The sequence below is a fragment of the Saccharococcus thermophilus genome (assembly GCF_011761475.1).
Classification (GTDB): domain Bacteria; phylum Bacillota; class Bacilli; order Bacillales; family Anoxybacillaceae; genus Saccharococcus; species Saccharococcus thermophilus.
Map to the genome: position 1 here is coordinate 521,874 of NZ_JAASRS010000001.1, position 23,062 is coordinate 544,935.

At 45.5% G+C, this 23,062-nt stretch carries 19 protein-coding genes, 1 tRNA gene, 1 other RNA gene and 2 pseudogenes; 21 read left to right on the plus strand and 2 right to left on the minus strand.

Going from position 1 to position 23,062, the window contains the following annotated elements; genetic code table 11:
• Positions 1–3 precede the first annotated feature (3 nt).
• The 4 genes from rapZ to BDD39_RS02800 are packed head-to-tail and all read left to right on the plus strand — an operon-like array spanning position 4 to position 3,144.
• Positions 4–900, plus strand: a complete 897-nt coding sequence (rapZ, locus tag BDD39_RS02785) for an RNase adapter RapZ (RefSeq protein WP_166907918.1) — start codon at positions 4–6, stop codon at positions 898–900.
• Positions 897–1,868, plus strand: a complete 972-nt coding sequence (locus tag BDD39_RS02790; protein WP_166907921.1) for a gluconeogenesis factor YvcK family protein — start codon at positions 897–899, stop codon at positions 1,866–1,868. Before rapZ ends, BDD39_RS02790 begins: the two co-directional genes overlap by 4 nt.
• 33 nt (positions 1,869–1,901) lie before the next feature.
• Positions 1,902–2,864, plus strand: coding sequence for a DNA-binding protein WhiA (whiA, locus tag BDD39_RS02795; protein WP_166907923.1), 963 nt, complete (start codon positions 1,902–1,904; stop codon positions 2,862–2,864).
• Between the two features lie 22 nt (positions 2,865–2,886).
• Complete coding sequence (locus BDD39_RS02800; protein WP_166907925.1) at positions 2,887–3,144, plus strand: HPr family phosphocarrier protein; 258 nt, start codon at positions 2,887–2,889, stop codon at positions 3,142–3,144.
• 43 nt (positions 3,145–3,187) lie between these two features.
• On the opposite strand, the gene clpP is transcribed toward BDD39_RS02800, so the two are convergent.
• On the minus strand, positions 3,188–3,778 hold the full coding sequence (clpP, locus tag BDD39_RS02805) for an ATP-dependent Clp endopeptidase proteolytic subunit ClpP (protein WP_166907927.1): 591 nt from the start codon (positions 3,776–3,778) through the stop codon (positions 3,188–3,190).
• Positions 3,779–4,017: 239 nt separating this feature from the next.
• On the opposite strand from clpP, the gene BDD39_RS02810 reads away from it, so the two are divergent.
• The 17 genes and pseudogenes from BDD39_RS02810 to BDD39_RS02890 all read left to right on the plus strand — a co-directional run bounded on the left by BDD39_RS02810 (position 4,018) and on the right by BDD39_RS02890 (position 21,519).
• Positions 4,018–4,089: transfer RNA gene (locus tag BDD39_RS02810), tRNA-Arg, on the plus strand.
• A gap of 178 nt (positions 4,090–4,267) precedes the next feature.
• The gene (gene rpoN / locus BDD39_RS02815) at positions 4,268–5,578 is read left to right on the plus strand and encodes an RNA polymerase factor sigma-54 (protein ID WP_166907929.1); all 1,311 of its coding nucleotides are present in this window, start codon (positions 4,268–4,270) and stop codon (positions 5,576–5,578) included.
• Between the two features lie 15 nt (positions 5,579–5,593).
• Positions 5,594–5,839: a glutaredoxin family protein gene (locus tag BDD39_RS02820; RefSeq protein ID WP_166907931.1), complete on the plus strand. Its 246-nt coding sequence runs from the start codon at positions 5,594–5,596 to the stop codon at positions 5,837–5,839.
• 126 nt (positions 5,840–5,965) lie between these two features.
• A pseudogene (locus BDD39_RS02825) lies at positions 5,966–6,984 on the plus strand (sugar-binding transcriptional regulator).
• Between the two features lie 45 nt (positions 6,985–7,029).
• Positions 7,030–8,037: a type I glyceraldehyde-3-phosphate dehydrogenase gene (gene gap, locus BDD39_RS02830; RefSeq protein ID WP_166907933.1), complete on the plus strand. Its 1,008-nt coding sequence runs from the start codon at positions 7,030–7,032 to the stop codon at positions 8,035–8,037.
• 123 nt (positions 8,038–8,160) lie between these two features.
• Positions 8,161–9,345, plus strand: coding sequence for a phosphoglycerate kinase (locus BDD39_RS02835; RefSeq protein WP_166907935.1), 1,185 nt, complete (start codon positions 8,161–8,163; stop codon positions 9,343–9,345).
• 38 nt (positions 9,346–9,383) lie between these two features.
• Positions 9,384–10,145, plus strand: coding sequence for a triose-phosphate isomerase (gene tpiA, locus BDD39_RS02840; protein ID WP_166907937.1), 762 nt, complete (start codon positions 9,384–9,386; stop codon positions 10,143–10,145).
• On the plus strand, positions 10,138–11,676 hold the full coding sequence (gpmI, locus tag BDD39_RS02845; protein ID WP_166907939.1) for a 2,3-bisphosphoglycerate-independent phosphoglycerate mutase: 1,539 nt from the start codon (positions 10,138–10,140) through the stop codon (positions 11,674–11,676). The genes tpiA and gpmI overlap by 8 nt, the downstream gene beginning before the upstream one ends.
• A 19-nt stretch (positions 11,677–11,695) precedes the next feature.
• Positions 11,696–12,988 (plus strand): phosphopyruvate hydratase, encoded by a 1,293-nt coding sequence (gene eno, locus BDD39_RS02850; protein WP_166907942.1) that lies wholly within the window; start codon positions 11,696–11,698, stop codon positions 12,986–12,988.
• A gap of 182 nt (positions 12,989–13,170) precedes the next feature.
• Positions 13,171–14,676, plus strand: a complete 1,506-nt coding sequence (locus BDD39_RS02855) for a carboxylesterase/lipase family protein (protein WP_166912234.1) — start codon at positions 13,171–13,173, stop codon at positions 14,674–14,676.
• A gap of 167 nt (positions 14,677–14,843) precedes the next feature.
• Entirely contained in the window at positions 14,844–15,077 is a 234-nt protein-coding gene (gene secG, locus BDD39_RS02860) for a preprotein translocase subunit SecG (RefSeq protein WP_166907944.1), read from the plus strand.
• 80 nt (positions 15,078–15,157) lie between these two features.
• Positions 15,158–15,898, plus strand: a complete 741-nt coding sequence (locus tag BDD39_RS02865) for an alpha/beta hydrolase (protein ID WP_166907946.1) — start codon at positions 15,158–15,160, stop codon at positions 15,896–15,898.
• Between the two features lie 21 nt (positions 15,899–15,919).
• Positions 15,920–18,199: a ribonuclease R gene (gene rnr / locus BDD39_RS02870; RefSeq protein ID WP_166907947.1), complete on the plus strand. Its 2,280-nt coding sequence runs from the start codon at positions 15,920–15,922 to the stop codon at positions 18,197–18,199.
• 87 nt (positions 18,200–18,286) lie between these two features.
• Positions 18,287–18,754, plus strand: a complete 468-nt coding sequence (smpB, locus tag BDD39_RS02875) for an SsrA-binding protein SmpB (protein ID WP_062678964.1) — start codon at positions 18,287–18,289, stop codon at positions 18,752–18,754.
• 106 nt (positions 18,755–18,860) lie between these two features.
• Positions 18,861–19,212: a transfer-messenger RNA gene (ssrA, locus tag BDD39_RS02880) on the plus strand.
• 314 nt (positions 19,213–19,526) lie between these two features.
• On the plus strand, positions 19,527–20,693 hold the full coding sequence (locus tag BDD39_RS02885) for an IS256 family transposase (RefSeq protein WP_166907797.1): 1,167 nt from the start codon (positions 19,527–19,529) through the stop codon (positions 20,691–20,693).
• A 262-nt stretch (positions 20,694–20,955) separates the two neighbouring features.
• Complete coding sequence (locus tag BDD39_RS02890; RefSeq protein ID WP_166907949.1) at positions 20,956–21,519, plus strand: 3D domain-containing protein; 564 nt, start codon at positions 20,956–20,958, stop codon at positions 21,517–21,519.
• A gap of 61 nt (positions 21,520–21,580) precedes the next feature.
• On the opposite strand, the pseudogene BDD39_RS02895 reads toward BDD39_RS02890, so the two are convergent.
• Positions 21,581–22,978, minus strand: a pseudogene (locus BDD39_RS02895) (IS1182 family transposase).
• Between the last annotated feature and the right edge of the window lie 84 nt (positions 22,979–23,062).

Below are 23,062 nucleotides of genomic sequence, written 5' to 3' on the forward strand. Positions count from 1 at the left end.
AGGATGGACAAAGGCACGGCGAACAACCATATCCAAATGGTGATTATTACTGGAATGTCCGGTGCGGGGAAAACGGTTGCGATTCAAAGTTTTGAAGACTTAGGTTTTTTTTGTGTCGACAATTTGCCGCCGACCTTGCTTCCAAAATTTTTGGAGCTAATGAAAGAGTCGGGGAATAAAATGAATAAAGTGGCATTAGTGATGGATTTGCGAAGCCGCGACTTTTTCGACAGCTTGTTTACGGCGTTAGATGAGCTGGCCGAGCAGCAATGGATAACGCCGCAAATTTTATTTTTGGATGCGAAAGACTCGACGCTTGTGGCGCGGTATAAAGAAACGAGACGGACGCATCCGCTCGCACCAAACGGTCTGCCTCTTGAAGGCATTCGTTTAGAGCGCGAGTTGCTCGAGGAGCTGAAGGGGCGGGCGCAAATTATTTATGACACATCCGATTTGAAGCCGCGGGAATTGCGCGAAAAAATCTTGCGGCAATTTTCTTCCCACGCACAACAAACATTTACGGTCAATGTCATGTCGTTTGGTTTTAAATACGGCATTCCGATTGACGCCGATTTAGTGTTTGACGTGCGCTTTTTGCCGAATCCGCACTATATTGATCATATGCGGCCGAAAACGGGATTGGATGAAGAAGTGGCTTCGTATGTGCTAAAGTGGGGAGAAACGCAAAAATTTCTGGAAAAACTGATCGATCTATTGACCTTTATGCTCCCGCATTACAAGCGGGAAGGCAAAAGCCAGCTTGTTATTGCCATTGGCTGTACGGGAGGACAGCATCGCTCGGTAGCGATCGCTGAATATATCGCCCGTCATTTTTCCGCTGATTATAAAACGATTGTGTCCCATCGCGACATGGAGAGGAGAAAGGAAAAGCATAAATGAAAGAGAAAACGCAACCGAAGATGGTCATCATTGGCGGCGGCACAGGACTTCCTGTATTACTGCGCGGTTTGAAACATCATGATATTGATATTACGGCGATCGTCACTGTCGCCGATGATGGAGGCAGCTCAGGGAGATTGCGCGATGAATTGCGGATTCCGCCGCCGGGGGATGTGCGCAACGTATTGGCGGCGCTATCGGATGTCGAACCACTTATCGTCGAATTGTTCCAACATCGGTTTCAAAACGGCAATGGATTGTCAGGCCATTCATTGGGGAATTTAATTTTGGCAGCGCTGACGTCGATCACGGGAGATTTTGTCAAAGCGATCCGTGAGATGAGCAAGGTGTTGAACGTACACGGGCAAGTGCTGCCGGCAGCGAATAAAAGCGTTGTCCTTCATGCCGAGATGGAGGACGGTGCCATTGTTTCCGGAGAGTCAAAAATCCCTTATTCCGGAAAAAAAATTAAAAGAGTGTTTTTGACTCCGGAAGATATTGAACCGCTTCCAGAAACGATCGAAGCGATTCGTCAGGCAGATTTAATCGTTGTTGGTCCGGGAAGTTTATATACGAGCATTTTGCCGAACTTGCTCGTGCCGAAAATTGGCCAAGAAGTTTGCCAGGCAAAGGCGAAAAAAGTGTATGTATGCAACATTATGACCCAAGCGGGTGAAACGCTGCATTATACGGTTAGTGATCATGTAAAAGCCCTGCATGACCATATGGGATGTTCTTTTCTTGATGTGGTTATTGTCAATAGCGGCCAAATTCCGGAAGACATTCAACAGCGCTATGCACAAGAGTTGGCGGAACCGGTGCAAGATGACAGTGATCGGCTTGCGGAATTAGGAATAGAAGTGATTCGCGATCATATCGTCAGCTACGAGGATCAGGTCATCCGCCATGATACGAAAAAAGTGGCGTCATTGCTTCTCTCGCTGATTACAGCACCTCCTTCTTCCTAATGGCGCGCGTTGAACTAATGGAGGTGACGATAGATGTCGTTTGCGTCAGAGACAAAAAAAGAGCTGACCAATTTAGAAGTCAAGCCGTGCTGCTTAAAGGCGGAATTGTCTGCCCTTCTCCGCATGAACGGCTCCTTGTCGTTTTCCAACCGGAAAATGATTGTCGATGTACAAACGGAAAACGCTGCCATTGCGCGGAGAATTTACACCTTGTTAAAGAAAGGGTATAGCGTCACGGTTGAACTATTTGTTCGCAAAAAAATGCGTTTGAAAAAAAATAATGTATACATTGTCCGCGTTGTTGATGGCGCGCATGAGCTGTTACAAGATTTGAAAATATTGAAGGAGGATTTTTCGCTAATTCACGCGATTTCGCCAGAATTAGTGAAAAAAAAGTGCTGTAAGCGTTCTTATTTGCGTGGGGCGTTTCTTGCCGGCGGATCGGTCAACAATCCAGAGACGTCCTCGTACCATTTAGAGATTTTTTCCCTTTATGAAGAACATAATAATTCATTATGTGAATTAATGAACAGTCATTTTTTTCTGAATGCGAAAACGTTGGAACGAAAAAAAGGGTTTATTACGTATTTAAAAGAGGCAGAAAAAATTGCCGAGTTTTTAAATATTATCGGTGCCCATCAAGCGCTGTTGCGCTTTGAAGATATTCGCATTGTGCGTGATATGAGAAATTCGGTCAACCGGCTTGTCAACTGCGAAACCGCTAATCTCAATAAAACGATTGGCGCCGCGCTCCGTCAAGTCGAAAATATTCGCTACATTGACGAAACGATCGGATTAAGCTCCCTTCCGGATAAGCTGCGGGAAATTGCCGAATTGCGGATAAAGTATCAAGATGTAACATTAAAAGAATTAGGCGAATTAGTATCCGGGGGCAAGATCAGCAAATCGGGAATTAACCACCGCTTGCGCAAAATCGATGAAATTGCCGACCGGCTGCGGGCTGGAAAGCCTGTTGATTTTCATAAATCGTTATAAAAATAAAAAGGGGAGATGGGGAATGATAGAGAAACAAGTAGAAGTAAAATTAAAAACGGGATTGCAAGCGCGCCCGGCTGCGTTGTTTGTGCAAGAAGCGAACCGCTTTTCTTCTGATATTTTTTTAGAAAAAGATGGAAAACGGGTAAACGCCAAAAGCATTATGGGGCTAATGAGCCTAGCGATTAGTAGCGGTTCCGTCATTACGTTGATTGCGGACGGTCCCGACGAAAAGGCAGCGATTGAAAAGCTGGCCAGCTATGTACAAAAAGAAAAATAAAAAAGCGGCTGCTTCACAACGATGGCGAAGCAGCCCTTTTATTTTATTTTTCGTCCGCGCGCGTTAATACGCGGTCAATAATTCCGTATTCTTGCGCTTTTTGCGCCGTCATAAAGTTGTCGCGGTCTGTATCGCGTTCAATCACTTCAATCGGTTGCCCCGTATTTTCAGAGAGAATGCGATTTAATTTATCACGCAAGAAAAGGATGCGTTTAGCGGCAATTTCGATTTCAGTTGCTTGACCTTGGGCGCCGCCAAGCGGTTGATGGATCATGATTTCGCTGTTTGGCAAAGCGAATCGTTTTCCTTTGGCGCCGCCGGCGAGCAAAAATGCGCCCATAGACGCAGCCATGCCGATGCAGATCGTCGAAACGTCCGGCTTAATAAATTGCATCGTATCGTAAATCGCTAAGCCGGCTGTAATCGAACCGCCTGGGCTGTTAATATAAAGCGAAATGTCTTTTTCCGGATCTTCCGCGGCTAAAAATAACAGCTGCGAGACGATTGAGTTCGCTACTTGATCATCAATCGGAGTGCCGAGAAAAATGATACGGTCCTTTAATAAGCGGGAATAAATGTCGTACGCACGTTCACCGCGGTTTGTTTGTTCGATAACGGTAGGGATTAAATACATGAAGTTTCCTCCTTTGCCATTGACTAATCATATGTATTTTTATCATACCTGAATGGTCAATGAAGGTCAAACGAAACATCTTTGACCTTACTACTTTTGACCTTACATTTATAATTATTCGTGAACGATGTCAAACATCCCTCTTTTCATCATAACCTCTTTTCCATTTTTTAAACGCATTTTTCCTCTTGCAATTTAGAGAAGTTTCAACTATAATTGAACATGCAACTGAACATGATGCCCTCGTAGTGTAGTGGATAGCACGAGAGATTCCGGTTCTCTTAGCGTGGGTTCGAATCCTGCCGAGGGCGTATGAAAAAAACCTGCCGCGAAAAGCGGCAGGTTTTTTGCGTTTATGGAATATATATATTGCTACAGGTCATGTTCGGCCACAACAGGCATGGAAATGTCCCTCACTGCGTTGCTAAATTATTTCTATACCATGCCGAGGGGGCAGTAGTGTACAATAAAAGAAAAGGGGGATGGATGATGAGGACGGAATTATTGCAAGAGCAACGGTTGAAGCTGGCGCTGACAAAAGAACTGACGCAGGCGATTGAACTATTGCAGTACTCTGCCGTGGAACTGCAATCTTTTTTATACGAACAGTCACTCGATAATCCTTTTTTGGAGGTTCGTGATCATCGTTGGAAGCGAAGCGGGCGCCGCTTATCGGACAAAGACAAACAGCAGTGGCTGGAAAATATGAGCGCGCGCTCCGAAACGCTTTCGGCGCATTTAATGGCACAGTTGCCGGCGCTTTCGCTTGCAAAACGGGAAGAACGCGCCGTGCGTTACCTCATCGCTTCCCTTGATGAAGACGGCTATTTGCGGATCGATCTAGAAGAAATTGCTAATCGATTAGCTATTTCAAGGGAGGAAGCGGAAAAGGCGCTTGAAATCGTTCAGTCATTAGAGCCGGCTGGCGTTGGAGCGCGCAGCTTGGAAGAATGTTTATATTTGCAGTTGCGACGTTTGCCAGAGCGGGATGAATTTGCTGAACAAATCATCAAACATCATTTTTCCTTATTTGCGGAAAAGTCATGGAAAACATTGGCGAAGCAGCTTGGGGTCGATATCGCCTCGTTGCAGCGCGTATGGGATTTAATCCGCACGCTTGAACCGCGTCCTGGCATTCATTACACAAAGGAGATGCCGCATTTTATCATTCCGGATATCATCATCGAACGCGGCGCGGAAAAAGGAGAATGGCGCATTTTCTTTAACGACGATGTGCATCCGGAATTAGTCTGGAATCGGGAGTATGAACAGAGAATTTCCTATTCCTACGATAGCCAAGTTCACGGTTTTGTCAAAGATAAATATCGGCAGTTTTTATGGCTTGTTAAAAGCTTAGAGCAACGCAAACAAACGTTGTTAAATATTATGGCCGTCATTGTCAATAAGCAGCTGCCATGTTTGGAAACGGGGTTTGCTGCGTTAAAGCCCCTCACGATGCGTGAAGTGGCCGAGGAGCTAGGCATTCACGAATCTACTGTCAGCCGTGCGGTGAAAAATAAATACGTGCAAACGCCGTTTGGCACCGTGGAACTGCGCCGCTTTTTTGCCAGTTCTGTTTCTCCTGTTTATGCAGAGGAGGATGCGGCTTCTTCGGTAAAAGTAAAAATGGTGATGAAGCAGTTAATAGAGACAGAAGACAAAAAACAGCCCCTCTCCGACCAAAAGCTTGCTGAGTTGTTACAGGAGCAATACGGCATCGTCGTTTCGCGGAGAACGGTCGCCAAATACCGCGAGCAGCTGCATATTCCATCATCGGCAAAGCGAAAACAGTATGGATAAGGAAGGGACAAACAAATGAAGATTAATTTATATTCCAAAACGAACTGCCCGTTATGCGACAAAGCGAAGCAAGTCCTGCAAGAGCTACAAAACGAGTTCTCCTTTCAAATCAATGAAATCGATATTTATCAAGATGACACGCTGCTGGAAAAATATCAATTAATGATTCCTGTAGTCGAGATCGACGGGGAAGAAGTAGATTTTGGCCTTGTTCAAAAAGATGTCATAAGAAAGCGCTTACTAGAGGCGCGAAAAAGTTGAACAATCGTATTCCTCCTGTTACAATGAAATTGTGCGGGAGGAATTCTTTTTGCAATGGTGGGACATAATAAGTCACACCGGGACAATTAATGTCCATGTGATATCCATAGCTAAGGAGAAGGGGTCATGCAATCGTTAATTGAGGCGCAAAAAAAATTATTACCCGATCTTCTGGAAGTGATGCAAAAACGCTATCAAATATTGCACTATATTTCCCTCATGCAGCCAGTCGGTCGCCGGGTGCTGGCAAACAGTTTGGGAATGAGCGAGCGTGTGCTTCGTTCCGAGGTGCAGTTTTTAAAAGAGCAAAATTTGTTGGCAGTCGGCTCGATCGGCACGAGCTTAACGCCTGAAGGAAAGGAATTGCTACGTACGCTCGAAGATGTCATGAGGGAAGTGCTAGGGCTAAAAGATTTAGAAGCAGCGTTAAAACAAAAGCTGCATATTGAAAAAGCCATCGTTGTGGCAGGGGATAGCGACCTTTCTCCTTGGGTAAAAAAAGAAATGGGAAGAGCTTGCGTCATCTGTATGAAAGAGCGGTTGAAAAATGGCGACATTGTGGCGGTAACAGGAGGCACCACAATGGCTGCAGTGGCCGAAATGATGACGCCGGATGCGAAGTTAAACGATCTTTTATTTGTTCCCGCACGAGGCGGTCTAGGGGAGAATGTAGAAAACCAGGCCAATACCATTTGCGCGAAAATGGCGGAAAAAGCGCTAGGGAATTACCGCTTCTTCACGTTCCTGACCATCTCAGCCGCGAGGCGTATGAATCGTTAATTGAAGAGCCGACTGTGAAAGAAATGCTAGAACTCATTAAGTCGTGCCGCATGGTTGTACATGGAATTGGAGATGCTATCACTATGGCAGAGCGCCGGAAAACGAAAAAAGAGGATATGGAGAAAATAAAAGCACGCCATGCGGTTGCCGAAGCATTTGGCTATTACTTTAACGAAGCAGGAGAAGTTGTTCATAAAGTGAAAACGGTCGGCATTCAGCTTGAAGACCTCCCGCATGTCGAGCACGTCATTGCGGTCGCTGGAGGGGCGTCGAAGGCGAAAGCAATTCAAGCGTATATGAAACGAGCCCCGCACTCCATTTTAATTACCGATGAAGGTGCGGCAAAAGCGTTGTTAGGGGAGTAATATCCCTTTATCATATACAAATTATATTTTAAGGAGGAGCTATCCATGGCTGTAAAAATTGGTATTAACGGTTTTGGCCGTATCGGCCGTAACGTATTTCGGGCTGCATTAAAAAATCCAAACATTGAAGTAGTGGCGGTAAATGACTTAACGGACGCCAATACATTGGCACATCTGTTGAAATATGACTCGGTTCATGGAAAATTAGATGCCGAAGTATCCGTCAACGGTAATAATATCGTTGTCAATGGAAAAGAAATCGTGGTGAAAGCAGAGCGCGATCCAGCCCAATTAGCATGGAACGAATTAGGTGTAGACATTGTCGTTGAATCAACAGGACGCTTCACGAAACGTGAAGATGCGGCAAAACATTTAGAAGCTGGAGCGAAAAAAGTCATCATTTCCGCGCCGGCGAAAAACGAAGATATTACGATCGTTATGGGTGTAAACCAAGACAAATACGATCCGGCCAACCATCACATTATTTCTAACGCTTCTTGTACAACAAACTGCTTAGCGCCATTTGCGAAAGTGCTTCATGAAAAATTTGGCATTGTGCGCGGCATGATGACAACGGTTCACTCGTATACGAACGACCAACAAATTTTAGACTTGCCTCATAAAGATTTACGCCGTGCCCGCGCCGCTGCTGAGTCGATTATTCCGACAACTACTGGTGCGGCAAAAGCGGTTGCGCTTGTACTTCCTGAACTAAAAGGCAAACTAAACGGTATGGCAATGCGCGTACCGACACCAAACGTATCTGTTGTCGACCTTGTTGCGGAACTTGAAAAAGAAGTAACCGTTGAAGAAGTCAACGCAGTATTGAAAGAAGCAGCGGAGGGCGAATTAAAAGGCATCCTAGCTTACAGCGAAGATCCGCTAGTATCTCGCGATTATAACGGCAGCACTGCTTCTTCGACAATCGATGCGCTTTCCACAATGGTCCTAGAAGGAAAAATGGTAAAAGTCATTTCTTGGTACGATAACGAAACAGGCTACTCCCATCGCGTTGTGGATCTTGCCGAATATATTGCTTCAAAAGGCCTATAAGGATAGCCGTTGTTTTTCGCACCTGGTCAAGTCTATAATAGGATGGTGGAGGGGGAGCGGGGAAATGATCCCCACTCCTCTTCATTTGTGGGAACAATATCATCAAAAAGGGGGCATAGGGCCATGAACAAAAAGACGGTTCGGGATGTCGATGTGAGAGGAAAACGAGTATTTTGCCGCGTCGACTTTAACGTGCCAATGGAAAATGGCGCAATTACAGATGATACGCGCATCCGCGCCGCGCTTCCGACGATTCGTTATTTAATGGAACAAGGCGCAAAAGTGATCTTAGCGAGCCACCTTGGCCGCCCGAAAGGAAAAGTCGTCGAAGAATTACGCTTAAATGCTGTTGCTCGGCGTTTAAGTGAACTGCTTGGAAAAAATGTGACAAAAACAGACGAAGCATACGGTGATGCAGTAAAAGAAGCAATTTCGAAAATGAATGAAGGCGATGTATTGCTTCTAGAAAACGTCCGCTTTTATCCGGGCGAAGAGAAAAACGATTCGGAGCTGGCGAAAGCTTTTGCTGAATTAGCGGACATTTATGTGAACGATGCGTTTGGTGCTGCCCATCGGGCACATGCTTCTACAGAAGGAATTGCACACTACTTACCAGCGGTTGCCGGATTTTTAATGGAAAAAGAAATTGAAGTGTTAGGAAAAGCGTTGTCTAATCCAGATCGTCCATTTACGGCGATCATTGGCGGGGCGAAAGTAAAAGATAAAATTGGCGTTATTGAAAACTTACTTAATAAAGTGGACAACCTTATTATCGGCGGTGGACTGGCGTATACGTTTGTGAAAGCGCTCGGCCATGAAATTGGCAAATCACTGCTGGAAGAAGATAAAATTGAACTGGCCAAATCGTTTATGGAAAAAGCGAAAGAAAAAGGAGTTAACTTCTATATGCCGGTTGACGCCGTCGTAGCTGATCGGTTTGCGAAAGACGCCAATACGAAAGTCGTTGCGATTGATGCGATTCCAAGCGATTGGGAAGCGCTTGATATCGGTCCAAAAACACGCGAACTATATCGCGATGTCATTATGAAATCCAAGTTGGTTGTATGGAACGGTCCAATGGGCGTATTTGAAATGGATGCCTTTGCCGAAGGAACGAAAGCAGTAGCTCAAGCGTTAGCGGATGCTGTCGATACATATTCGGTCATCGGCGGCGGCGATTCCGCAGCGGCGGTAGAAAAATTCGGCTTAGCCGAAAAAATGGACCATATCTCTACCGGCGGCGGTGCATCGCTTGAATTTATGGAAGGAAAACAACTTCCTGGAGTGGTTGCGTTAAACGATAAATAACGCGCTAACTCCTTTCTTGAGAAAGGAAGGGACAGATGATGAGAAAACGCATTATCGCAGGAAACTGGAAAATGCATAAAACATTGCCGGAGGCAGTAAGCTTCGTGGAAGAAGTAAAACGGCTTGTTCCACCGGCGGAACGAGTAGACTCTGTCATTTGTGCGCCATTTTTATTTTTGGACCGGCTTGTCCAAAACGTACAAGGATCTGATTTAAAAATCGGCGCGCAAAATATGCATTTTGAAGACAAAGGAGCGTTTACTGGCGAAATTAGCCCAGTTGCGCTGAAAGATATCGGTGTTACTTACGTGATTATCGGTCACTCCGAGCGCCGCGAAATGTTTGCGGAAACGGATGAAACGGTGAATAAAAAAGTACTTGCTGCTTTCAAACATGGGCTTATTCCAATTGTTTGCTGCGGTGAAACGTTAGAACAACGGGAAAGCGGCAAAACAAATGACATTGTTGGCGTGCAAGTAAAAAAAGCGCTTGCCGGTTTAACCGTAGAACAAGCAAAACAAGTGGTCATTGCTTATGAACCAATTTGGGCGATTGGCACTGGCAAATCGTCGACCGCTGAAGATGCAAATGAAGTATGCGGTCATATCCGTTCGATTCTTGCAGACATTTTTTCAGAAGAAGTGGCCCAAGCCGTACGCATTCAGTACGGTGGCAGCGTAAAACCGGGAAACATTCGCGAATTTTTAGCGCAAGAACATATTGATGGCGCCCTTGTCGGCGGTGCAAGCCTCGATCCGAAATCATTTTTACAACTAGTGGAGGCTGGACAACATGAGTAAAAAACCAGTGGCGTTAATTATTTTAGACGGATTTGCGCTTCGCGAAGAAACATATGGCAATGCGGTTGCGCAAGCGAAAAAACCAAACTTTGACCGGTATTGGAATGAATATCCGCATGCTACATTAACTGCATGCGGCGAGGCGGTCGGGTTGCCGGAAGGACAAATGGGCAACTCGGAAGTCGGCCATTTAAACATCGGCGCCGGCCGCATTGTCTATCAAAGTTTAACGCGCGTCAACATCGCGATTCGCGAAGGAGAGTTTGACCGCAATGAAACGTTTTTAGCGGCGATGAATCATGTGAAAGAAAAAGGCACGAATTTGCACATTTTCGGCCTTCTCTCCGACGGCGGCGTGCATAGCCATATTAACCATTTATATGCACTATTGCGGTTAGCGGCGAAAGAAGGCGTCAAAAACGTCTATATCCACGGCTTTTTAGATGGCCGCGACGTCGGACCGCAAACGGCGCCAAAATATATCAAAGAATTGCAACAAAAAATAAAAGAGTATGGCGTCGGGGAAATTGCGACCTTATCGGGCCGTTATTATTCGATGGACCGAGATAAACGATGGGAGCGCGTCGAAAAAGCGTACCGCGCGATGGTATATGGGGAAGGACCAACCTATCGCGATCCGCTTGAGTGCATTGAAGACTCTTATCAACATGGCATTTACGATGAATTCGTGCTTCCGTCGGTCATCGTGCGCGAAGACGGCTCGCCGGTGGCGACGATTAAAGACGAAGACGCAATCATTTTTTACAACTTCCGTCCAGACCGGGCGATTCAAATTTCCAATACGTTTACGAACGAAGACTTCCGCGAGTTCGACCGCGGTCCGAAACATCCGAAAAACTTGTTCTTTGTATGCTTAACACACTTTAGTGAAACCGTAAAAGGGTATGTCGCGTTTAAACCGACGAATTTGGATAATACGCTCGGTGAAGTCCTATCGCAACATGGATTGCGCCAGCTTCGCATCGCGGAAACGGAAAAATATCCGCACGTTACGTTCTTTATGAGCGGTGGACGGGAAGAGAAGTTTCCAGGTGAAGACCGCATCTTAATCAACTCACCAAAAGTTGCGACATATGACTTGAAACCGGAAATGAGCGCTTACGAAGTAACGGATGCGCTCCTCAAAGAAATTGAAGCAGATAAATATGACGCAATCATTTTAAACTATGCGAACCCAGACATGGTCGGCCACTCCGGCAAGCTGGAACCGACCATTAAAGCGGTCGAAGCGGTCGATGAATGTCTTGGCAAAGTCGTCGACGCGATTTTAGCCAAAGGTGGCATCGCGATTATTACGGCAGACCACGGAAACGCGGATGAAGTATTGACGCCGGATGGCAAACCGCAAACGGCACATACGACGAACCCGGTTCCGGTCATCGTAACGAAAAAAGGAATCGAACTCCGCAAGGACGGCATTTTAGGCGATTTAGCACCAACGATGCTTGATTTGCTTGGCCTGCCTCAACCGAAAGAAATGACAGGAAAAACGTTAATTATAAAAAAATAATTAAAAGGAGAGTGTGAACATGTCTGCAATTATTGATGTATACGCACGTGAAGTATTAGACTCTCGCGGCAATCCGACAGTAGAAGTCGAAGTATATACAGAAGATGGCGGCTTTGGCCGCGCATTAGTACCAAGCGGTGCATCAACAGGAGAATACGAAGCAGTGGAATTGCGCGACGGCGATAAAAGCCGCTATCTTGGCAAAGGCGTATTAAAAGCGGTGGAAAACGTCAATGAAGTCATCGCACCAGCGATTATCGGTTTTGAAGTGACAGACCAAGTCGGCATTGATAAAACGTTAATTGAACTAGATGGCACAGAAAACAAAGGCAAATTAGGGGCAAACGCTATTTTAGGTGTATCTTTGGCAGTAGCGCGCGCAGCTGCAGATGAATTAGACATGCCATTATACCAATATCTTGGCGGATTTAACGCAAAAACATTGCCAGTGCCGATGATGAACATCTTAAACGGCGGCGCACATGCCGATAACAACGTCGACATCCAAGAATTTATGATTATGCCTGTCGGCGCGAAAAGCTTCCGCGAAGCGCTTCGCATGGGAGCAGAAATTTTCCATAGCTTAAAAGCGGTATTAAAAGCAAAAGGCTACAACACGGCGGTTGGTGACGAAGGCGGATTTGCGCCAAACTTGAAATCCAACGAAGAAGCGCTGCAAACGATCATTGAAGCGATTGAAAAAGCGGGATACAAACCAGGCGAAGAAGTCATGCTGGCGATGGACGTTGCATCTTCCGAGCTTTACAACAAAGAAGATGGCAAATACCATCTTGAAGGTGAAGGCGTTGTAAGAACGTCGGAAGAAATGGTCGCATGGTATGAAGAACTTGTTTCCAAATATCCAATTATTTCGATTGAAGACGGTTTAGATGAAAATGACTGGGAAGGCCACAAGCTATTAACAGAGCGCCTTGGCAAAAAAGTACAGCTTGTCGGTGACGACTTGTTTGTAACGAATACGAAAAAACTGGCCGAAGGAATTGAAAAAGGCGTCGGCAACTCGATTCTGATTAAAGTAAACCAAATCGGTACATTAACCGAAACGTTCGATGCGATTGAGATGGCAAAACGCGCTGGATATACGGCGGTTGTTTCCCACCGCTCTGGTGAAACGGAAGACAGCACGATCGCTGATATCGCGGTAGCGACAAACGCCGGCCAAATCAAAACAGGGGCTCCTTCCCGCACCGACCGCGTCGCGAAATACAATCAATTGCTCCGCATCGAAGATCAGCTTGGCGACACGGCGATTTACAACGGTATCAAATCGTTCTATAACTTGAAAAAATAATGTGGCAAGACCTAACCGGTGAGAGGTTAGTTCTCAGCTTGTCGACAAGCTTAGGACCTAGCTTAGCTGACTGTCTAGCTAGGTCCTTTTTGTCTAGATCGTGTCAGAAACAAGAAATAATCGGTTATTCATCACCATTTTCAGTCATTTGCGGGGGTGAAAAAATGAAATGGGGTGAGGGCATGGCCAACACGTTAGTCGAGACACGCTATGGAAAATTGCAAGGGAGCAAAAATGGAAGCGTTTACTGTTGGAAAGGAGTTCCGTACGCAAAAGCGCCAGTAGGAGAACTTCGTTTTCAGCCGCCACAGCCACCTGAGCCTTGGACGGGAGTGCGCGACGCGACAAAGTTTGGTTCTGTTGCGATGCAGCCAGCTGATGCGCTGTTTGGTGGGGGATTGGGGCGTGTTGCGGAATCTGGCAGCGAAGATTGTTTGTTCCTTAACATTTGGTCGTCGGGAGCAGATGGCAAGAAACGGCCTGTCATGGTCTGGATTCACGGAGGAGCATTTTTATTTGGTTCGGGCTCGATGCCATGGTATGACGGCACCCAATTTGCGAAACACGGTGATGTCGTTGTCGTGACGATCAATTACCGGCTGAACGTATTTGGCTTTCTCCATTTAGTGGATTTATTTGGTGAAGATTATGCTGCTTCCGGAAATTGCGGTATTTTGGATCAAATAGCGGCATTGCGATGGGTGCAGGAAAATATTGAGGCGTTTGGAGGAGACCCGAAACAAGTTACGATTTTTGGCGAATCGGCAGGAGCAGCGAGCGTCGGCACATTGTTAGCCATGCCTGAGGCAAAAGGGTTATTTCAAAAAGCGATTTTACAAAGCGGTTCAGGCGCGCTTTTGTTGAATTCTGCAGCCAAGGCGAGCGTGATGGCAGAAAAGATACTGCATCAAGCTGGCATCCGTCCGGGAGATCGTGACCGATTGCTGACGATTCCGGCAGAACAGCTGCTTCAAGCAGCGCTGTCGCTTGGCTCGCAAGTGTCTTACGGACCGGTGGTAGACGGAAAAGCGCTACCCCATCATCCGATCGAAGCGCTAAAAGAAGGGGCAGCCCGCGATATTCCGATCTTGATTGGCGTCACGAAAGACGAGTACAATTTATTTGCGATAACAGACCCGACATGGACGACGCTTAGCGAACAACAACTGTTGCAGCGTATTTATAGAGAAGTTGGCCCGGTTCCGCAACAAGTAGTAGATTATTATCTTCATGCAGGGGATGAATCGGAGCCAACTTGGCAAAAGTTGCTGCGCATTATGACTTACCGCGTATTTACTAACGGCATGTTGCGTACCGCCGATTATCAAGTGGAACAAGGTGCCAAAGTTTGGATGTACCGCTTTGACTATGAAACGCCAGTGCTTGGCGGCAAATTAAAAGCGTGCCATACGCTGGAGTTGCCATTTGTATTTGCAAACCTTCACCAGCCAGGGATTGCGAACTTTACCGGCGATAGCCCAAATCGAGAACGAATTTCTAAACAAATGCATCACGCGTGGATTTCGTTTGCCCGTAGCGGTGATCCGAATCATGATTCGCTGCCGGAAAAGTGGCAAGCATATGATTTTGGGAAGCGGGCGGTGATGATTTTCGACGCATCCAGCCATGTGGCGGAAAATCCATTTGGCAAAGAAAGAGCCGTTTGGGAGACCTCAATAGCAAAATAGAGGTACATCCACCTTGTGAGCCATCCCGTGTTTTCGTGAAGGATGGCTTGTTTTTTCATTTCATGCAAATTTGCTATAATAATGTTTGTTCCCGACTCTATTGTGAAAGTTTTGTACTTATGGTACACTGAAAGCATTGTAGGGCGTGGTTTAAAGGAGGAGGACGCATGCATACATTGCTTGTTACATTGCTGGTGATCGTTTCGATTGCGCTTATTGCTATTGTTTTGTTGCAGTCGGGAAGAAACGCGGGACTTTCCGGTGCGATTACCGGCGGCGCCGAGCAGCTATTTGGAAAGCAGAAAGCGCGTGGGTTGGATGCGGTATTTCAGCGCATCACCGTAGTATTGGCCGTATTGTTTTTTGTGCTGACGATTGCCGTGACGTACGCGCAACTTTAATGGAAAAAACAATGGAGGCGGTCCATCGATCTACTCGGGCTGCCTTTTCTATTTTGCAGTCAAGAAAGGAGCTATGCAACATGAAGATCGTTCCACCAAAGCCATTTTTCTTTGAAGCAGGGGAGCGTGCCGTGTTATTGCTGCACGGTTTTACTGGAAACTCATCCGATGTAAGAATGTTGGGCCGTTTTCTAGAGGCAAAAGGATATACATGCCATGCGCCGATTTATAAAGGACACGGTGTGCCTCCGGAAGAGCTTGTACATACCGGACCGGACGATTGGTGGCAAGATGTCATGAACGCCTATGAATTTTTAAGAAATAAAGGGTACGAAAAAATTGCAGTCGCAGGATTATCGCTTGGCGGCGTATTTTCCTTGAAATTAGGTTACACTGTACCTGTAGTGGGAATTATTCCGATGTGCGCGCCGATGTATATTAAAAGCGAGGAAACGATGTACCAGGGCGTATTGAAATATGCGCGCGAATATAAAAAGCGGGAAGGAAAAACAGCAGAGCAAATTGAAAAAGAAATGGAAGAGTTTAAAAAGACACCGATGCGCACATTAAAAGCATTACAGGAGCTGATTGCCGACGTCCGTGATCATATCGATCTCATTTATGCGCCGACATTTGTCGTGCAAGCTCGGAATGATGACATGATTAACACGGATAGTGCAAATATTATTTATAACGGCGTTGAATCACCAGTGAAAAAAATCAAATGGTATGAAGAGTCAGGTCATGTCATTACGCTAGACAAAGAAAAAGAACAGCTGCATAGGGATATTTATGAGTTTTTAGAGTCGTTAGATTGGTAACCGTTGAAAGGAGGGGAAATGATGGATCCATCATTAGCGGAACGAATTTTAACGTTTATGAGGGATGAGGCGTACAAACCGTTAACCGTCCAGGAGCTGGAAACGGCCTTTGCCATTACCGATGCCGCACAATTTAAAGAGTTTGTCAAAACGCTGGTGGAGATGGAAGAGCAAGGCCTTGTCGTACGGACGAGAAGCAACTGCTACGGCGTGCCGGAAAAAATGAACTTAGTGCGCGGGAAAGTGTCCGGGCACGCGAAAGGCTTTGCGTTTGTCGTGCCGGAAGACCCGACACTGGATGATATCTTCATCCCACCGTCGGAAATGAAAAACGCGATGCATGGCGATACGGTGTTAGTGCGCGTGCATTCCGATTCGTCAGGCGCGCGCCGGGAAGGAACAATCGTACGCATTTTAGAGCGCGGCGTTACCGAAGTGGTCGGAACCTACACAGAAAGCAAGTATTTTGGATTTGTCATCCCGGATGATAAAAAAATTGTCAACGATATTTTCATCCCGAAGCATGCGGCAAACGGCGCTGTGGAAGGCCACAAAGTGGTAGTGCGGCTCACCTCGTATCCGCAAGGGCGAATGAGCGCCGAAGGGGAAGTTGTTAAAATTCTCGGCCATAAAAATGACCCTGGGGTCGATATTTTATCGATCATCCATAAACACGGCCTTCCTTTGCAATTTCCGGAAGAAGTTATCGAACATGCCAATAGTATTTCCGATACGATTACAGAGAAAGACTTGCAAGGGCGCCGTGATTTGCGCGATCAGATGATTGTCACGATCGACGGTGAAGACGCGAAAGACTTAGACGACGCTGTAACGGTCACCAAGCTCGAGAACGGAAATTACAAGCTTGGCGTTCATATTGCTGACGTCAGCTATTATGTGGAAGAAGGGTCTCCGATTGACCGGGAGGCGTACGAACGCGGAACAAGCGTGTATTTGGTCGACCGCGTCATTCCGATGATTCCGCACCGTTTATCGAACGGCATTTGTTCCTTAAATCCGAAAGTGGATCGCCTAACGCTTTCGTGTGAAATGGAAATTAACGAACGTGGCGAAGTCGTCAGCCATGAAATTTTTCCAAGTGTCATTCGCACGACCGAGCGGATGACGTATTCCGATGTGAACAAAATTCTCGTCGATAAAGATGAAGCATTGCGTAAAAAATACGAGCCGCTTGTGCCTATGTTTGAACTGATGGCGGAACTGGCGGAAATTTTGCGCAACAAACGGATGAAGCGCGGTGCGATTGATTTCGATTTCAAAGAAGCGAAAGTGCTCGTCGATGAAAACGGGAAGCCGTATGATGTCGTGCTGCGCGAACGTTCGGTGGCGGAACGGCTTATTGAAGAATTTATGCTTGTGGCGAACGAAACGGTCGCCGAACATTTTCACTGGCTGAACGTTCCGTTTATTTATCGCGTGCACGAAGATCCAAAACCGGAAAAGCTGCAGCGGTTTCTTGAATTTATTACAAATTTTGGTTACGTCGTAAAAGGAACAGGAAACCAAATTCATCCGCGCGCGCTCCAAGAAATTTTAGAGGCGGTGCGCGGCGAGCCGGAAGAAATGGTCATCTCGACGGTCATGCTTCGTTCGATGAAACAGGCGCGATATGATGCGGAAAGTCTCGGCCACTATGGATTATCAACCGATTTTTATACGCACTTTACTTCCCCAATCCGACGTTATCCGGACTTGATCGTGCATCGTCTCATTCGCACGTACTTGATCAACGGGCAAATGGATGAACAGACGCAACAAAAATGGGCGGAAAAGCTTCCGGATATCGCCGAGCACGCATCCGATATGGAACGTCGCGCGGTGGAAGCCGAGCGGGAAACGGACGATTTGAAGAAGACGGAGTTTATGGAAGATAAAATCGGCATGGAGTTTGATGGAATTATCAGTTCGGTGACGAACTTCGGCCTCTTTGTCGAGCTGCCGAACACGATCGAAGGGCTCGTTCATGTCAGCTACTTAACGGACGATTATTACCGTTATGATGAGCGGCATTATGCCATGATTGGCGAACGAACGGGAAAAGTATACCGTATCGGCGACGAGATTACCGTCCGCGTCATTAACGTGAACAAGGACGAGCGGATTGTTGATTTTGAAATTGTCGGCATGAAGGGGCGCCGCTCTCCAAAGGCAAAAAGCGCTCCTGTCGTGATCGAAGGGAAAAAGCAGAAAAAAGCGAATAAACAAAATGGAAAAACGAAGAAGTTTTACGAAGACGTCCCACGGCTAAAGGCAAAAAAGAAGAAAAAGAAAAAACGGTAAGGAAAAGTCTCGATAGCAGGAGACTTTTCCTTCTTCACGTTTTTTGTTAAAATGGTAGTTGCACGATATGAGGAGGAAGAACAGCGTATGCCAAAAGGTGAAGGGAAACTGATTGCCCAAAACAAAAAAGCGCATCACGATTATTTTATCGAAGAAACGTATGAAGCAGGGATTGTTCTGCAAGGAACGGAAATTAAATCGATCCGCGCTGGAAAAGTGAACTTAAAAGATTCATTCGCCAAAGTCGAAAAAGGGGAAGTATTTCTTCATAATATGCATATTAGCCCGTATGAACAAGGGAACCGCTATAACCATGACCCATTGCGGACAAGAAAGCTTCTTCTTCATCGTCGTGAAATCAATAAGCTGATTGGCTACACCAAGGAACAAGGTTATACGCTCGTTCCGCTAAAGCTATATATAAAAAATGGTTTTGCCAAAGTATTGTTAGGTGTCGGCAAAGGAAAGAAAAAATATGATAAGCGCGAAGATATGAAACGAAGAGAAGCACAACGGGAAATCGAACGGGCGTTTCGTGAACGGCAAAAAATATAATTCCAAAACTTCACAATTGAAATTGCCGCGCATTATGCTATAATGAATAATGTCAACAGCCAGTTATCCAAAGCTTAAGCTTATTTCGTCATCGTTTCTCCAACACGGGGACGATACGGATTCGACAGGGATAGATCGAGCTTAAGCTGCGAGCCGAGGGGGACGTCCTCGTAAAAACGTCACCTAAAGATAACTGGCAAAGAAAACTACGCTTTAGCTGCCTAATAACCGCAGCTAGCTCCTCCCGCCATCGCCCACGTGGCGGTTCAGGGGCTCATAACGAGTGGGATACGCCCGAGTCCGCCGCCTGAGGACGAGGGAAGAGAACTATCAGGCTAGCTGCTCGGAGGCCTGTCGGTAGGCGGAAGATGCAGCGAAACCAAATATACCGACTACGCTCGTAGATGCTTAAGTGGCGATATCTCTGGACGTGGGTTCGACTCCCACCGTCTCCATATCATAATCATATGCTTCATAATCATATGCTTAAAGAATAAATCAACGGATTTGCCGATATGGCAAGTCCGTTTTTTATTGGTTTCTATGTCAATGGTTGGGGGGCACTTGATATGAAGTGCACCTTTTTTAATATTTGAATAAACTTTGGTTTTCCATATCGATCACACAACTTTTTTAGAGTTAGTAGGATGATACGATTATGTATTCGATGATGTATAAAATTTTGTGTAAAGCATTTTACTAGATCAAAATAAAAAAGGTAGGGTATTCTCTGATTGAACCCAAACATTCCAGAGAAAGGAGAACCCTACCTATGTCTAAAAGTATACCGAATGTCGACTGGGCAAATCAACTGGAAAGTGTCATTCGTCAGTTTGTAAAGGAAAAATTAGAACTGATCATGCGGGAAGAAATCAAGAATTTCCTCGAAATAGAACAGGCCGGAACATCAAATATGAGAAACGGCTACTATCAACGAAATCTAGATACGCAATATGGCCGGATTGAAGGTCTTTTGGTCCCTAGAGACCGAAACGGAGAATTTCAAACACAGTTGTTTGCCCCTTACCAACGGCACACCGGCTGGCTGGAGGAAGCAATCATTAGGATGTACCAAAGTGGCATGAGTACACGGGAAATTGGCAAGTTTATCGAACGAATTCTAGGAAGCACCTATTCTCCTGCGACGATCAGCCGTATTACCGATGTCGTGAAGGAAGACATCGAGAAATGGCACACTCGTCCACTGCACAAGCGTTATTCCGTCTTATATTTGGATGGTTTATACGTAAAACTTCGTCGCGAAACCGTGGAGAAAGAAGTCATTTATGTGGTGTTAGGGGTGAACGAAGAAGGATATCGCGAAATTCTTGATTTCTTTGTGGGAGGACAAGAAAGCGCCTATGTATGGCAGGAAATTCTTCAACACCTCTACCAAAGAGGCGCCAAGGAAGTGCTTCTGGGCATATTCGATGGACTACCAGGGTTGGAGGAAGCCTTTAAGGCGGTTTATCCGAAAGCCGATGTGCAGCGTTGTGTCGTTCACAAAGTCCGTAACACGCTCCATCGTGTTCGGAAAAAAGACCAATTTGAAGTGGCCGAGGATCTCAGGCTGATTTATCGCGCGCCGAATAAGGAGATGGCGTTACAGATGTTTCAACAGTTTGAGTCGAAATGGTCAAGCAAGTATCCGAGAGAAGTTCAATCTTGGGCCAATGAGTTGGATGTCCTCCTTACATTTATGGATTATCCAAGCAGTATTCGAAGTGTGATTTACACGACGAATGCCATTGAACGAACGATCAAGGAGATTCGGAAACGTCTAAAGCCGATGAACAGTTTGAATAGTTTAGAAGCCGCTGAAAAAATCGTATATTTGACCATTCAAGATTTTAATGAGAAATGGGCAGGGCGAAAGTTGCGAGGATTTGCCGAAGCACAGGAAGCCCTCGAGCGAATGTTTGAAGAACGTTATCATTAACCAAATACTGTAAATAAACAAAATAGGGGGATTCTCCCTTTCCACACAGGAGACTGAATATTCAGTCTCCTGTGTGGAGGAAACTAGTTCCCTATTCATTCCAAATCCATTTCAGAGAAACCCTACCCCCATTATATTACACAAAATTCTTGACGGTACCATGTATTCATTTTGTAACATAATTAATAATTCTATGAAACATAATTGTTATATTTTATTGATATTCTATTGTTATGAATTTAAGCAAGGGGGGAGTAGTATCTTGAAAAAATTACTATTATATATTGCTTCATCAATCTTTCTAGCATTCGGATTTTCAGGAGCTGCATCGGCAGCTGGTACATATCAGGTAAAAAGTGGCGACACTCTTTGGGGCATAGCTAAAAAATATAAAGTGACTGTCAGCCAGCTAAAAAGCTGGAATCACCTTAAAAGCGATTTGATCAAACCAAATCAGGTTTTAAAGATTTCAGGACCGGTAACCAAAGCGGCTGCGAAAACGACAGTAAAAAAGGCGGCAGCCAAAACAGCAGCGTACAAAACAATCACCGTTAAGGCATATGCTTATACAGTAAACTGCAAAGGTTGCAGCGGAATAACGGCTACAGGCTTAAATTTAAAGAAAAACCCTTCGATTAAAGCAATTGCCGTTGATCCAAAGGTAATTCCGTTAGGTTCAAAGGTTTATGTGGAAGGTTACGGCTATGCGGTTGCAGCTGATAAAGGAGGCGGAATCAAAGGCTACAAAATTGACGTACTCATGCCTACAAAAGCAAAAGCTATTCAATGGGGCGTCAGAACAGTAAAAGTTACAGTATATAAATAATCAAGAAGCCGGCATGATGCCGGCTTCAAAGTGTTGAAAAAGTCGGACGTCAAGAAAAAGTTCACGAGGAGTGTGAACTTTTTCTTTTCTTTTTCTCTTCCATTTGGTAGGTTAGATATAGACCATATTGTTGAAGTGATCGCAATTTGGTCCACTTTTTGAGGTTTTGGATTATGGCGGTGATCCAAACCTGAATTTGTACTTGCTGGACTCCACGGTATCGTGTGAAACGAAGACCGTGGAGTTCTTTGCCTTCGGCGAAACTTCGCTCCATCGTCGATGGACGTACCGATCGCAACACTTTTCCTCTCATCGATAATCGTTGTTTCCGCATTCGTTCGTAGATATCTTGATGAACAGAAGCTCGAAATACACGATCCTTCGCGCCTTTTGCGGCAGGACATCCCACACAACTTCCTTTCACTGCTGGCTTGTACTCATGATATCCAGAACGGGTGGACGTGGAATAGGTGAACTTTACGCCACAGGGACACGTATACACATCGTCTGTGACTTGCTGGAATTTCACGGAACGACAATCGGGATGTTCCTTTCGATGAAAGCGTCGATACGACATATACGCGGAAATCCCTTTTCTCTCTAATTCTCTTGCTAGTCGGGCGTTATAATAGCCAGCGTCTAACACGATTTCTTTAGGAGAATATCCTACTCGATGTTGAACACGCTCGATTCGCTCCATTAAAATACGATGACCAGGCACGGTGGCGGCAGTTACGTAAGCATCCAAAATAAAATTATGCAAGGTGTCAACGATTCGATGATCGTGGAACGCAAAGAGACCACGCGGATCATGTTTGACCGATAGCCCAGCATCTGGATCTGTGGCGCTACATATTATCTTTTTGGTTACCAGCTTCTCTGCTTTGGGAGCCAACGGTTTTTTTCCATGCTGTTGTCGTTTTTCATTGACCAGTTGTAACACGTCCTCGTCTTCTTTCACCACCATCGTCTGAATCACTTGGATGCGTTTCCGTTTATTGGCATTGGCTTTTAACTCTGTTTCATCCGCTGCCCATGTCTCTGGAGACAAGAACCCATCTTCTTGAATCCGTTGAAGGACATGATCAAATAACGCTTCCCATACACCGGGATCGACCCGATGGCGAAGAAACTTGGAAACGCTGGAGTGGCAAGGGACTTTATCGGTGGGGGAAATGCCTAAAAACCAGCGATACGTGGCGTGTTGCTGGATTTGTTTACAGGTAAACCGAACGGATCGAAACCCTTCCAGATATTAAATCATGAGGATTTTTACAAAAATCAACGGATCAATCGTGGGGCGGCCAATGGTACTTGGATAAAAAGGTTCAAGTAACTGATATACATGATTCCAATCCATCAATTTGTCGATTTGAACCAAGATATGGTTAGGATCATACATGGATTCATAAGCTTGACGATTTTGTTGAATCTTTAAGTTCGGTTGGTAGTAGTACATAAGCGGTTTCTCCCAATCAGTTGTTTTCTCAACATATATCATAAAAAAACGATTTTGTCGCTTGACAAAATCGTTTTTCAACAG

Coding starts and splice junctions, on each gene's coding strand:
- eno (WP_166907942.1), top strand. CDS start 11,696: ATGTCTGCAATTATTGATGTATACGCACGTGAAGTATTAGACTCTCGC.
- BDD39_RS02885 (WP_166907797.1), top strand. CDS start 19,527: ATGTCTAAAAGTATACCGAATGTCGACTGGGCAAATCAACTGGAAAGT.
- rnr (WP_166907947.1), top strand. CDS start 15,920: ATGGATCCATCATTAGCGGAACGAATTTTAACGTTTATGAGGGATGAG.
- tpiA (WP_166907937.1), top strand. CDS start 9,384: ATGAGAAAACGCATTATCGCAGGAAACTGGAAAATGCATAAAACATTG.
- BDD39_RS02820 (WP_166907931.1), top strand. CDS start 5,594: ATGAAGATTAATTTATATTCCAAAACGAACTGCCCGTTATGCGACAAA.
- whiA (WP_166907923.1), top strand. CDS start 1,902: ATGTCGTTTGCGTCAGAGACAAAAAAAGAGCTGACCAATTTAGAAGTC.
- rpoN (WP_166907929.1), top strand. CDS start 4,268: ATGAGGACGGAATTATTGCAAGAGCAACGGTTGAAGCTGGCGCTGACA.
- gap (WP_166907933.1), top strand. CDS start 7,030: ATGGCTGTAAAAATTGGTATTAACGGTTTTGGCCGTATCGGCCGTAAC.
- secG (WP_166907944.1), top strand. CDS start 14,844: ATGCATACATTGCTTGTTACATTGCTGGTGATCGTTTCGATTGCGCTT.
- BDD39_RS02865 (WP_166907946.1), top strand. CDS start 15,158: ATGAAGATCGTTCCACCAAAGCCATTTTTCTTTGAAGCAGGGGAGCGT.
- rapZ (WP_166907918.1), top strand. CDS start 4: ATGGACAAAGGCACGGCGAACAACCATATCCAAATGGTGATTATTACT.
- BDD39_RS02790 (WP_166907921.1), top strand. CDS start 897: ATGAAAGAGAAAACGCAACCGAAGATGGTCATCATTGGCGGCGGCACA.
- BDD39_RS02800 (WP_166907925.1), top strand. CDS start 2,887: ATGATAGAGAAACAAGTAGAAGTAAAATTAAAAACGGGATTGCAAGCG.
- BDD39_RS02855 (WP_166912234.1), top strand. CDS start 13,171: ATGGCCAACACGTTAGTCGAGACACGCTATGGAAAATTGCAAGGGAGC.
- BDD39_RS02835 (WP_166907935.1), top strand. CDS start 8,161: ATGAACAAAAAGACGGTTCGGGATGTCGATGTGAGAGGAAAACGAGTA.
- smpB (WP_062678964.1), top strand. CDS start 18,287: ATGCCAAAAGGTGAAGGGAAACTGATTGCCCAAAACAAAAAAGCGCAT.
- gpmI (WP_166907939.1), top strand. CDS start 10,138: ATGAGTAAAAAACCAGTGGCGTTAATTATTTTAGACGGATTTGCGCTT.
- clpP (WP_166907927.1), bottom strand. CDS start 3,778: ATGTATTTAATCCCTACCGTTATCGAACAAACAAACCGCGGTGAACGT.